Below are 11,399 nucleotides of genomic sequence, written 5' to 3' on the forward strand. Positions count from 1 at the left end.
TCGCACAATTAATGTGCAAACAAGCTAAAATTACCTTTTATGCTACAAAAAATACTTGACCAGTGATAGAAAAAAAATTAAAGTTCTCGCCGTTCAAAAGCAACACGCTTTAGAATTTCCTTTTTTGGAATGTGGGGCTATAGCTCAGCTGGGAGAGCGCCTGCCTTGCACGCAGGAGGTCAGCAGTTCGATCCTGCTTAGCTCCACCACTTTCCAACCTCTTATTTTAAAATTCAATATTTACTATTTCAAATAAAAATCTCTTGTTTCATTTATCTTGATATAATGCGCTAAAATCCTATTTTTACTGCTTATTATGTCCCCTGAAAAGCAAAGCTTAACGTTTTTACATATTGCTGTATTACTGTTTGGTGGTACTGCTTTATTCGCTAAATTAATTGGCCTAAATGCACTCGACATTACAGTTTATCGCACCGCCATTGCCGCTGTTGCACTCACAATTTTCTTAATATTAACCAAACAAGCAATTCGACTAAGACAGCTTAGAGACTATAGCATTGCCATAATGCTTGGTGTTGTTGTGGGCCTACACTGGGTTACTTACTTTGCTGGTATGCAAATGGCGGGCATTACCATAGGTATTATCGCGTTTTTTACCTACCCGGTAATGACGGTATTTATGGAGCCACTGTTTTCTAAACGCCTACCTCACCTGCAAGATGTATTTATAGCCATCATGGTGTTACTCGGTATTTACCTGTTAGTGCCCGAGGCAAGTTTAGGCAACCAAGTTACTTTAGGCATTATAACAGGTATGTTCTCAGGCTTTCTTTTTGCGCTTCGTAATATTTTGCAAAAGCGCTATTTTGTTGGCTATTCGGGGCCGCAAACGATGCTTTATCAGGCGCTAGTTGCAAGCATTATGTTATGCGCCTTTATTGAAGTACCGATTAATCACGTTGCCGAGAAAGATCTCTATCTATTATTACTTGTTGGGGTAATTTTTACTGCAGCACCGCACGCTTTTTTTGCAGCCAGTCTCCGGCAGTTAAGCGCTAAAACAGCAGGCCTAATTTCATGCCTACAGCCGTTATACGCTAGTTTCTTTGCTTTTTTATTGCTCAATGAAAAAGTTACTCTGACTACTCTAATTGGTGGTACTTTAGTAATCAGTGGCGCCTTTATTGAAACTTACTTAGTCAACAAACAAGCAAAAGCGCCAAAATAGCAATTATTGTGTAATAAGATTAAATAAATATTGGGTGATTTCAAAGTAATTATGCCGCTTCAGCTTTAAGCTGTGGTAAGTTGAACATGAAATAAACGAGAACACATTGTGATAACGTGTGAAAAAGGTTTAATGCATGAAAGTTTTTGCCCATAGAGGTGCCAGTGGCTTATATCCAGAAAATACTCGCTCTGCGATTCTTGCGGCATTAGAGCTTAACGTTGATGGTATAGAAATAGATATACAAAGTACACTTGACGGCTTTGCGGTAATCCACGATACGTGGCTAGAGCGCACTACCAATGGTCTCGGCAAAGTGAACAATCTATCAACGGCTGAATTGCAGCAATATGACGCTGGTGAAGGCCAAACAGTACCTTCTCTTGAGCAAGCAATTCAATGGGTTCATGATAGAACACTACTCAATTTAGAGTTAAAAAATACCTTTGCACTCGATAAATTTGTCAAATTAATTGAACAAAACGTGCAATGTGGCTTTCTATCTCGAGAAAACTTATTAATTTCTTCCTTTGATCACCACCTACTCAAGTGGCTTAAATTGCATTTACCATGGGTTAAAATCGGTGCATTAACTAGTTCAATTCCCCTAGGCTATTGTGAATTTATCGAGCGACTTAACGCCTACAGCGTTCATGTGGATAAAAACTTTGTAAATGATGAATATGTAGCTGATGCAAAAGCTAGAAACCTCAAAATTTTCGCCTATACTGTAGACAAACAGGAAGATATAGAGGATATGCTCTCGCTTGGTATTGATGGTATATTTACAAATTATCCATCAAAAGTACAAAATTTCCTCTTACAAAAATCAACTTGACTCTTTTTAGTTCTCTTTAGGAGTTAATTTTGGGGTATTTAATGGATCAAAAAGAGCAACAAAATTTATTTTGTTTTCGTAAGGAAACTTCCCGCCTCTTGCTTCTATGTAATACACAGTTAACACTGAGTGTTTCCGAAGGTGATGACAACATACTGTCGTTAAGCTCTGTTTTCCAAGAATTAGCAGAAATATGCAGCCAGTTAGAAAATGAGAAAAGCAACTCACCAAAATTAGATGACTTACACCAAAAAATCCAACAAAGTATTAAGAATGGTGTAATGGCTTTCCAGTTTTATGATCGATTAACTCAACAAATATCGCATATTCAGAAAACAATGGATCAATTAAGCCATTTAATTAAAGAGAGTGAAAACTTAGTCGATGAAAGTGAATGGCTGTCACTTCGCACCCATTTGAAAAATAGTTATTCCATGGAGTCAGAGCATCAAATTTTTGATGCCATTATGGAAGGTAAATCAAAACAGCAAGCATTAGAGGTATACCATAAATTAAAACAGTTTGATGACGATATCGAGCTTTTTTAAACGGTAAAGCTTATTAAAGCCTGCAAAATGAGTTTTTTATTTATGCAATTATACGAAACTATTGAAAAAACCTTTTTCTTCACATTAACCCGTAAAATTTTTGGCAATTTAAGCTTTTTATTCGCTTTTCAAATTATTACGTTAGTTTGGCTATACCAAGAGATAACTGCTAACGGACAAGCTAATATAAGTTACTGGTTGATTGCACTTGTCAGCTTCTGTAGTTTCTTCTTTACCTGCTTTTATATGCACTTTTTAATCGTGCGTCCTGTTAATGCATTAAAGAAAACTCTTACAGATATCAATGAAAAAGACGCTGATTTAGCTACCCGTTTACCCCAGTTTACTTTTGATGAATTCCGTGAACTAAGCGAACAATATAATACCTTTGTTTCGCGTTTAGAGACTTTATTAAAGCAAGTGTATGAAAAAGCGGAACTGGCAGAAATGACTAATCAAAGAGTGACAAAGTCAATGGTTGAAACTAGTCGTATTGGCGAAGAGCAGCTAGCACTCAGTAATACAATTTTTGCAGCTAGTGAAGAAGTCAGTCGCAGTCTCAATCAAATTTCACAAAATACCCAAATGACTTTTGATGCAAATGTCGAAAACCTGAATAAAGTGAATACTTCAGCAAATGAAATAGGTAGATTGGTTACTAAGATTCAACGTATGACTGAACTGCTTGCTAGTTTCGCTAATACTGTTGGTGGTTTAAAAGAAAACTCGGATAACATTCGCAAAATTCTAACCATGGTTGAAGAGTTTTCCGACCAAACCAACTTGCTTGCGCTTAATGCGGCAATTGAGGCAGCTCGCGCAGGAGAGGCAGGGCGAGGCTTTGCTGTAGTTGCCGACGAAGTACGCTCGTTATCGGTAAAAGTAAATGATGCAACCCGTCAGATCAATGATTTTATTAGTCAAATGAATACTCTGGTAAGTGAAACAAACAAAGAAACAGAGCTGTTGATAGAGCAATCAAGTAATGCAGAGAACTCTATCGCCAGCACCAGTGACGTATTTAATCAAATGACCAAAGAGTTAGAAAGTAACCAATCGCAACTACAAGAAATTGTTACAGCGGTGCACCAATTAGAGCATACACAACAGCAAACCCATTCATCGGTTCAGCAAATTGTCGAGTTAGGATGTATCGCAAAAGATAACATTGCCACTGCCAATGAAAATAGCCGTGAATTACAGTGCCAAACTTCAGACACCAAAAAAGATCTTGAGCAATTTATTTAATACGATTTTATTGAGAGGGCTATGCCCTCTCCACATCAAATGCAATAACATCATTAATACGCTTTGCATCAAGCGCTAACATTAATAGCCTATCAACCCCTAACGCAACACCTGAACATTGCGGTAAACCATGCGCAAGGGCTGCTAGAAACCGCTCATCAACAGTTACTTCTGCTAAGCCCAGTTCCTTACGCTTGTAATTATCATCATAAAAACGTCTGCGTTGTTCATTCACATCAGTTAGTTCATCAAAACCGTTTGCTAACTCCATACCTTTAAAGTACAGCTCAAATCGCTCAGCAACGCGGTTATCATCTGTGTTTAGTTTTGCAAGTGCCGCTTGCGATGCTGGAAAGTGATAAACAAAACAAGGCGTTTGTTGGCCAATTTTAGGTTCAATACACATGCAAAATAGCAGCTGCAATAAGGTATCTTTGTCACTCTCTTGCTCAGCAATATGGTCAAACCCTTGATGCTTAGCAAGTAGCCTTAATTCTTCGATAGATGCCGTTAAAGGGTCGCACGCTAAATGTGTTATAAATGCTTGCTGATATGAGATACGCTCTGCTTTTTCCGAACCCACTATCGCAATCATTAAATCATCTATTTCGTCCATTAATTGCGCGGTATTAAACCCAGGGCGATACCATTCAAGCATGGTAAATTCAGGATTGTGATAGCGACCCGCTTCTTCATTGCGAAAGGCTTTTGCCAGTTGAAAAATCGCACCAGAACCTGCTGCCAGCAATCGCTTCATGGCAAATTCAGGTGATGTTTGTAAATAAAGCGGTAGCCCCTTAGCAAAGCCTGGTCCAACAAACTGGGTACTAAAACTAGCTAGGTGAATATCAGTTACGCTTGCTTGCGAAAGGTTTGGTGTTTCCACTTCCATCACATTACGTGCATAAAAAAAATCACGAATGGTTTTTAGCAAGGATGCGCGTGCTTTTAAGTTTTCAATCGATGCGCTTGGTTGCCAGTTTATGCTCATTTTTGTATCGCCTAAAATAGATCTAAAACAAAAAAATCCCAGCGTTTGCTGGGATTTTCTTTGATTAAATGCTTAATCAAAATTACTTTTGTGCACGACCAACGTATTCGCCAGAACGTGTATCCACTTTAACTACTTCGCCAATTTGAACGAATAGAGGAACACGTACTACAGCACCCGTTGTTAGTGTAGCAGGCTTACCACCAGTACCTGCTGTATCACCTTTCAGACCAGGATCTGTGTCTGTGATTTCAAGTTCAACGAAGTTTGGCGGTGTTACAGAAATTGGGTTACCGTTCCACAGTGTGATAGTACATGTGTTGTTTTCAACTAACCACTTAACGCTGTCACCTACAGCTTTTTCGTCAGCAGCAACTTGCTCAAATGTTTCATTGTTCATGAAGTGCCAGAATTCACCGTCTGTGTATAGGTAATCTAATTCGATATCCATTACGTCAGCAGCTTCAACACTTTCACCTGATTTAAATGTTTTTTCTAACACTTTACCAGAAATTAGCTTACGAACTTTTACACGGTTAAATGCTTGGCCTTTACCCGGTTTTACAACTTCATTTTCAAGAATTGAACAAGGCTCGCCATCTAACATAAATTTTAGGCCGCCCTTGAACTCATTGGTGCTATAATTCGCCATCGTTTCCTCTATCGAATAATTTTTTACATAACTGATCGGCTAATGATACAAAGAATTGAAGCAAATTTGCAGACTAACTGGCAAAAAGAATTAGCAAATGCCATTTCTGACCCAAAAGCGTTGCTTAAGTTACTGGAAATTGACTCAAAAAATCTCAGTGAAGATATTGCCGCACGCAAACTTTTTGCAATGCGTGTACCGCTTCCTTTTATTGCTCGCATGGAAAAAGGAAACCTTAGCGATCCACTACTTCGTCAAGTTTTACCATTAGCCCAAGAGTTTGAAACTCATCCAGGGTATACCAATGACCCACTTGAGGAGCAGAATAATAGCACTCCAGGGTTATTGCATAAATATAAATCTCGCGTGTTGCTGATTTTTCGAGGTGGTTGTGCGATTAATTGCCGTTATTGCTTTCGCAGGCACTTCCCCTATCAAGATAATCACCAAAATAAACAGGGCCTATTAACTGCGATGGAATACATTGCGAATCAGCCTGAAATTAACGAAGTGATACTCAGCGGCGGCGACCCATTAATGGCCAATGATGAAGCGCTCTTGTGGTTTATCGAGAAGCTAGAAACGATTAAACACGTTACACGATTACGTATTCACTCACGTTTACCTGTGGTGATCCCTGCACGGATCACTGAGGCGTTTTTAACTATCCCGTCTAAAACACGCCTAAAGCTTATTTTGGTTACTCATATCAACCATGCTAATGAGATTGATGAAGAATTAACAGTAAAATTAAAAGCCGTAAAAAGTGCGGGGTACACTCTACTCAATCAAGCTGTGTTATTGAAAAAAATCAACGACAGTACTTCGGCGCAAATTGCGTTATCTGAAAAGTTATTTGAAGCGGATGTATTACCTTATTACCTGCACTTACTCGATAAAGTGCAAGGTGCTCACCATTTTGCCGTGTCAGATAATGAAGCGGTAAAACTTCACCAACAGTTATTAGCTGAATTACCTGGCTTTTTGGTGCCAAAGTTAGTACGTGAGATTGGTGGTCAAAAGAGTAAAACGCCCATGGATTTAGGAATGTATCCATATTAAGCGCTTTTGAAAGCGAATCTGTTGCCAGAAGCGCATAAAAAAGTAAACCCCCACAGAATGCTGGGGCTTTACTTCGGGAGCCTAGAAAATAACTCTTAGTTTAATAATAAACTTCATCTGTGCGTGTTAATTACTAGACATACACATCAATATTATTACCTAAGCTTGCAGTTGGCTTACTTGGGCTTGGCAGCGACTGCATGGTTTGTGTTGCGGCTTCAATTAGAGCAAGCGCTGCTTTACCATCTGCCTGTTGCTGACGTTTTGCCAGTGACGCACTGAGAATTTCAGCACTTTCGCTACCATTCATCGTCGGCAAACTTGCACCTGATATATTCATCGTGACCCACCTGTAAATTAAACTGTGTTACTATATCGACCAAGTATAGTTAGACTTTAGTGATTTTTTACCATGAATTCGGTTATTTCTGAACTTAATAACAATCTAAAAGTATTGTATCGCCAAGCTATTGATGCTGATAGCAAATTAGATTCTCTGCAAAAACTAGGTAAGGGAAAGTTTTCAACCTTATTTAATAACGATAGTGGTTTCGCTATTGAAGCTAAACGTTTTAAACCTTATGTTCTTGAAGTTGCCAGTGAAGTTGAAGCATTATCAAACCAGAAAGATGTCGATCAAGCGTTACTAAAAAATGTGGTTATAAAAATGCAACTCTTACATCAGTTATTAGCCAGCTTTAAGTAGATAGCCTATAATTTAACCAATGAGGATTATATTGAGGTTGTTATGTCTGCCGCATCACCTGTTACAGCCGGGAGTGAAATAGCCGTTTCGTCAACAGCTAGGCTACAACCCAACAGTAACAACGCCGACAATGACAATGACATAGAGCTTTCTGGTTTTAGCCAAGATATAGTTAATATCTCAAAGCTAGCCAGAGAAAAACAACAACAATATCAACTATCAACTGAGCGAGAGATTCAAAAAATTCAAACTGATGTCATTCGCGTCACCAGCACAATCGGACAATCCAAAGCTTCAGGTAACTTAAGCGAAACACAGGCAGATAAACTTTATAAAAAAATAGCAGCGCTGTTATAACGCTGCTATATTTTACTTTAGTGAGCATTCACTTTTGGTAGAAGTTCTTTTTCAAACCAGTCTGTAATTAAGCGCTTATCATGCATAAACTCTTCTTCACGACCGCGGCGAATTTTATCCATAAAACTCATATCTTTTAAATCAGCCTCGCCTTTATCAACTACCTTGCCATTGGCATCAGTTAAAGCGTAACTAAACTTAATTTTTGGGAAATAAATTGGTTTTACAACACGAATTTCATTGGCTGCACCAAAACGAACATCACCGGCCAAGTCAATATCATTCACTGTTACACCTAACTTATACCCATCTGGTAACTGTTCAGCTAGTTTTTGAAAGTGCATAGTAAATTGCTTTTCAACTCGTTTATGAAAGCCTCCACGTGCTTCATTTGAAGGCCTAACATCCGTAAAATCGGTAAACTTTCCATATGTAACACTTGCTTCACCTGCAAATGCTGAAATAGGTGAAATTATCATGGCGCCGATTAATACTACTTTTGCAAATTTCATAGCTGTTCTCCTAGCTAACCAAGCAAGCATCAAATTTGTTACTCGCTATATATGTTTGTAATTATTATGTGTCCTAGTGTCTTAATATACGCTTAACAAAATATTTTTCATAAATTTTTGGTATGAAAATAAAAAACCAGCGCATTGCGCTGGCTTTTTTGACAAGTTGGTAACTTGAGGGTAGCACGTCGGGTAAGGAGCAACCATTACTGGTTACCCCTCCCCTAAGAACCGTATGTGCGAGTTTCCCCGCATACGGCTCAAGCCTTTATAAGTCAGTACCTAAGTACAGACCAGCGACTTTGAAAATATATACAACCTTTTCTACATCAAATAGATGTTGCTAATTAATGTATCTTATTACCTCTCTTTTGCTTTTCGTGATTATCGATAACCCAATAAATCCCTCCAAACAAAATGATGAAAGATAATGCTAACAAACCAACTACAAGTAATTGAATTTGATCCATTCGCTAAACAACTATAAAAGGATTACGTCTATTCATAATAGCAAACAAATATGAACCTACATAAACCCCTCTACAGCCATTTAGTACCCATTAGCATGCAATTGCCTATGACAATTGGGGTGTAACATAACTAAGTTACTCAAGTCATCCGAACCGCCTTTGACCCTTTCCACAATATGATGGATATTCCATCCTGTTTCTTTGGTTATTTTCTGACGGCACATTAGACAACAATGCCTCTGCCTGAGCCAAAGCATCAGCACTTTCCGTTGACCTTGCATTGAATCACGCCAAGCTCGCTCAAGGCGCTGCTCAAAGTATTCTTCAAATGTTAAGTCGTACGGGGTTGCTTCCGCTTTTATCTTAGTATGTCGCTTTATTACGGTATCATTGGTATAGATTAATCGCTTATCAAAACCATCAATCGTCGTACCAGAAAATGTCCAATTTCGCTTACCAACTGTTTTAAAGTACTTTGCTTTAATCCAGCGTTTACGCCTATTCGCATGACGTCTCCGACACCATTGCCACAACATTTTCCAAACCCGATAATCCTCATAGTTAAAAGTTTCTTTCGCTACTACATGTCTGTGATAGTTAGCCCAGCCCCGTAAAACAGGATTAAGCAGCGCTATCAGCATACTTGCAGTAACGGTTTTGTTACTTGTTACTATGCTTTGGACCTTATTAAGCAAATTACGCAGATTTTTGCGACTCGGCTTAATTAAAAGCTTATCGTTGTACTTACGTAAATTTTGCCCTAAAAAGTCGAACCCCTTATCAATATGTGTAATCACCGTTTTTTCTGGCGATAGCTTTAGCCCTCGTTCTGCCATAAAGACTTCTACGAGTGGTTTAACTTCATTTTCTAAAAGATCTTTTGAGATCCCAGTGATAATAAAGTCATCTGCATATCGCACATAATTGACCTTGGTCTTATAGCTGGCTATAGTATTCTTCTTCCCAAAATGAGATTCTAATACCGCTTCCAAGCCATCAAGTGCCATATTGGCCAATAAGGGAGAGATAATCCCTCCCTGTGGTGTTCCAGCATCCGTAGAGTTCAATTTACCAGATTCCATGAACCCCGCTTTTAGCCATTTTCCCAGCATTTTTTTATCCAACGGGATGTTGGTAAGTAACCAGTCATGACTAATGTTATCGAAGCACCCTTTAATATCGCCCTCTAACACCCATTTAGCAGAATGTTTTCGACTGAGATTAACAAAACATTGCTCAATCGCATCTGCTGTTGAGCGCATTGGGCGAAAGCCGTAGCTGTTTCGATCAGCTGTTGTTTCCGACACAGGCTCTAGCGCTAACAGGTATAAAGCCTGCATTGCCCTGTCGAACATAGTCGGTATCCCAAGTGGACGGCGTTTGCCATTCGCTTTTGGAATATATACTCGCTTTAACGGTTTTGGCTTATAGCCCTTGCGCGTTAATCGAAGAACTGCTCGCCACTTACTTTCAGGTGTACTCCATAACTCCCCATCGACACCAGCAGTCAGTTTGCCTCGATTTTCAGTTACTCGTTTAACTGCTAAACATTTAGCCGCAAACGAGCGCACCAACATACGTTGCAGAGCTTTCACCCTACGCCATTGTTGTTGCTTCGTCGCCTTCGCGATCCGTACTTGTAGCTCTCTCACCTTACGTTCAAGTGAATACCAGTCTAAGGTATGCCAACTCGTTGCTTGATGGGAAAACGCAGGTACAACGAACTTACGTTCTTGACTCATCTTGCTATTCTCCTAAGTTAATTGTTCATCGCTTAGAAGAAGAAAATTAATATACTCCCATTGGGAGAAAATAATTTTCTCCCAATGGGATGAATGCAACTATTGAAAGCTTTACAGGCTTTCACACGATTAAAGACCAGTGAGAAGTCAGCACTGTTTCCAGTTGGGACAAATTTTGAGTCCCTATTTAATCTATTACAGATTAACATTCGCTTTTTCTCACCTCCTTTACCCACTAACTCCACAGCTTCTCTTACGATCAGCCTGCCACAAAGGCAAGTTATTGGGCTTACCGAGTTCCACTTTGATGACAAAGTTGGGTTAGGTTCTACAAATCCACCGGTGATCACATATCAGCGTACTCCCAGATGTAAAAGGAGTAACTGACCACACACCTTTTGGTTTAAGCGTTACAATGACGTTTCGCTTATTGCGGTTGACGGTGTTTATAAGTAGTTCACATACGTTAACCTTACCAACTAGCCTAGCCCCGTAATGAGTTGTCATTACTCATTACCACTAATTCCTCACGGTTTTAGTGCTGAAACATAGGTACATTGTCAGGTAGCTTCGCACGAACGGATTACTCCACACGCACTAACCCTAGGCTACTGTTAGCTGAATAACAGGTCTGATCATTGGCGATTTGCCAGACAATCATCAAAGCAGCTTATGTCGCTGCGCTTATTGATAGGCTTATAAATAAACCTAAGTGAATGAAGCCAACTAAATTAATAGTTGGCTCATTTAGATTGAAGCTAGGTTAACTGACAAAACAATCATCCTGATCATTATACAGTTAGAGCATACACTTAGAGTGTTAACCTAAAATGCTCTTAGGTGGCTTTAAAGGTTTCACCTACCTTTAAAGCAAGGACCACAACCCACTAATATATCACATTATATCAACAAGTTACGGTAGCACAGCACGACTCTCGTCGCACTACATCATGCCGCCCATGCACCCCCTAAAACACTGATAAAGAACAATTAAATAAACACTCCAGATTCAAATACCCTTTTATATACCCTAGACAAAGTACTCTTCCCTAATCAATGATCTGGCTCTAAATGCTCATTATAA

At 39.2% G+C, this 11,399-nt stretch carries 12 protein-coding genes and 1 tRNA gene; 8 read left to right on the forward strand and 5 right to left on the reverse strand.

Features of this window, described 5'->3' with window-relative positions:
• Positions 1 to 133: 133 nt before the first annotated feature.
• From ABYD77_RS06235 to ABYD77_RS06255, 5 genes are all read left to right on the forward strand, one after another.
• Positions 134 to 209: transfer RNA gene (locus ABYD77_RS06235), tRNA-Ala, on the forward strand.
• A gap of 107 nt (positions 210 to 316) precedes the next feature.
• The gene (locus ABYD77_RS06240) at positions 317 to 1,189 is read left to right on the forward strand and encodes a DMT family transporter (protein ID WP_372768073.1); all 873 of its coding nucleotides are present in this window, start codon (positions 317 to 319) and stop codon (positions 1,187 to 1,189) included.
• Between the two features lie 136 nt (positions 1,190 to 1,325).
• On the forward strand, positions 1,326 to 2,027 hold the full coding sequence (locus tag ABYD77_RS06245) for a glycerophosphodiester phosphodiesterase (RefSeq protein WP_372768075.1): 702 nt from the start codon (positions 1,326 to 1,328) through the stop codon (positions 2,025 to 2,027).
• A gap of 29 nt (positions 2,028 to 2,056) precedes the next feature.
• Positions 2,057 to 2,575 (forward strand): hypothetical protein, encoded by a 519-nt coding sequence (locus ABYD77_RS06250; protein ID WP_372768077.1) that lies wholly within the window; start codon positions 2,057 to 2,059, stop codon positions 2,573 to 2,575.
• A gap of 42 nt (positions 2,576 to 2,617) precedes the next feature.
• The gene (locus ABYD77_RS06255; RefSeq protein ID WP_372768079.1) at positions 2,618 to 3,823 is read left to right on the forward strand and encodes a methyl-accepting chemotaxis protein; all 1,206 of its coding nucleotides are present in this window, start codon (positions 2,618 to 2,620) and stop codon (positions 3,821 to 3,823) included.
• A gap of 19 nt (positions 3,824 to 3,842) precedes the next feature.
• Here ABYD77_RS06255 and epmA read toward each other — a convergent pair whose 3' ends face one another.
• Both epmA and efp read right to left on the reverse strand, forming a co-directional pair.
• Positions 3,843 to 4,814: an elongation factor P--(R)-beta-lysine ligase gene (gene epmA, locus ABYD77_RS06260; protein WP_372768081.1), complete on the reverse strand. Its 972-nt coding sequence runs from the start codon at positions 4,812 to 4,814 to the stop codon at positions 3,843 to 3,845.
• 82 nt (positions 4,815 to 4,896) lie between these two features.
• On the reverse strand, positions 4,897 to 5,466 hold the full coding sequence (gene efp, locus ABYD77_RS06265) for an elongation factor P (protein WP_372768083.1): 570 nt from the start codon (positions 5,464 to 5,466) through the stop codon (positions 4,897 to 4,899).
• A 42-nt stretch (positions 5,467 to 5,508) separates the two neighbouring features.
• On the opposite strand from efp, the gene epmB reads away from it, so the two are divergent.
• A complete protein-coding gene (gene epmB / locus ABYD77_RS06270) occupies positions 5,509 to 6,528 on the forward strand; it encodes an EF-P beta-lysylation protein EpmB (protein ID WP_372768085.1) in 1,020 nt (339 codons plus the stop codon).
• A gap of 133 nt (positions 6,529 to 6,661) precedes the next feature.
• Here epmB and ABYD77_RS06275 read toward each other — a convergent pair whose 3' ends face one another.
• A complete protein-coding gene (locus ABYD77_RS06275; protein ID WP_372768087.1) occupies positions 6,662 to 6,868 on the reverse strand; it encodes a hypothetical protein in 207 nt (68 codons plus the stop codon).
• Between the two features lie 72 nt (positions 6,869 to 6,940).
• Here ABYD77_RS06275 and ABYD77_RS06280 point away from each other — a divergent pair, with 72 nt between their 5' ends.
• Positions 6,941 to 7,234 (forward strand): prephenate dehydrogenase, encoded by a 294-nt coding sequence (locus ABYD77_RS06280; protein ID WP_372768089.1) that lies wholly within the window; start codon positions 6,941 to 6,943, stop codon positions 7,232 to 7,234.
• 42 nt (positions 7,235 to 7,276) lie between these two features.
• The gene (locus ABYD77_RS06285) at positions 7,277 to 7,591 is read left to right on the forward strand and encodes a hypothetical protein (protein WP_372768091.1); all 315 of its coding nucleotides are present in this window, start codon (positions 7,277 to 7,279) and stop codon (positions 7,589 to 7,591) included.
• Positions 7,592 to 7,608: 17 nt separating this feature from the next.
• Here ABYD77_RS06285 and ABYD77_RS06290 read toward each other — a convergent pair whose 3' ends face one another.
• Entirely contained in the window at positions 7,609 to 8,103 is a 495-nt protein-coding gene (locus ABYD77_RS06290; protein WP_372768093.1) for a DUF3016 domain-containing protein, read from the reverse strand.
• Positions 8,104 to 8,653: 550 nt separating this feature from the next.
• Positions 8,654 to 10,315: a group II intron reverse transcriptase/maturase gene (gene ltrA / locus ABYD77_RS06295; RefSeq protein ID WP_372768095.1), complete on the reverse strand. Its 1,662-nt coding sequence runs from the start codon at positions 10,313 to 10,315 to the stop codon at positions 8,654 to 8,656.
• Positions 10,316 to 11,399 lie beyond the last annotated feature (1,084 nt).

Source organism: Pseudoalteromonas sp., assembly GCF_041629635.1.
Taxonomy (GTDB): Bacteria; Pseudomonadota; Gammaproteobacteria; order Enterobacterales; family Alteromonadaceae; genus Pseudoalteromonas.

Bases quoted from the DNA above. Each gene is read 5' to 3' on its own strand.
- ABYD77_RS06255 (WP_372768079.1), top strand. From the start codon at position 2,618: ATGCAATTATACGAAACTATTGAAAAAACCTTTTTCTTCACATTAACC.
- ABYD77_RS06245 (WP_372768075.1), top strand. From the start codon at position 1,326: ATGAAAGTTTTTGCCCATAGAGGTGCCAGTGGCTTATATCCAGAAAAT.
- ABYD77_RS06275 (WP_372768087.1), bottom strand. From the start codon at position 6,868: ATGAATATATCAGGTGCAAGTTTGCCGACGATGAATGGTAGCGAAAGT.
- efp (WP_372768083.1), bottom strand. From the start codon at position 5,466: ATGGCGAATTATAGCACCAATGAGTTCAAGGGCGGCCTAAAATTTATG.
- ABYD77_RS06280 (WP_372768089.1), top strand. From the start codon at position 6,941: ATGAATTCGGTTATTTCTGAACTTAATAACAATCTAAAAGTATTGTAT.
- epmB (WP_372768085.1), top strand. From the start codon at position 5,509: ATGATACAAAGAATTGAAGCAAATTTGCAGACTAACTGGCAAAAAGAA.
- ABYD77_RS06240 (WP_372768073.1), top strand. From the start codon at position 317: ATGTCCCCTGAAAAGCAAAGCTTAACGTTTTTACATATTGCTGTATTA.
- ABYD77_RS06290 (WP_372768093.1), bottom strand. From the start codon at position 8,103: ATGAAATTTGCAAAAGTAGTATTAATCGGCGCCATGATAATTTCACCT.
- ABYD77_RS06285 (WP_372768091.1), top strand. From the start codon at position 7,277: ATGTCTGCCGCATCACCTGTTACAGCCGGGAGTGAAATAGCCGTTTCG.
- ltrA (WP_372768095.1), bottom strand. From the start codon at position 10,315: ATGAGTCAAGAACGTAAGTTCGTTGTACCTGCGTTTTCCCATCAAGCA.
- epmA (WP_372768081.1), bottom strand. From the start codon at position 4,814: ATGAGCATAAACTGGCAACCAAGCGCATCGATTGAAAACTTAAAAGCA.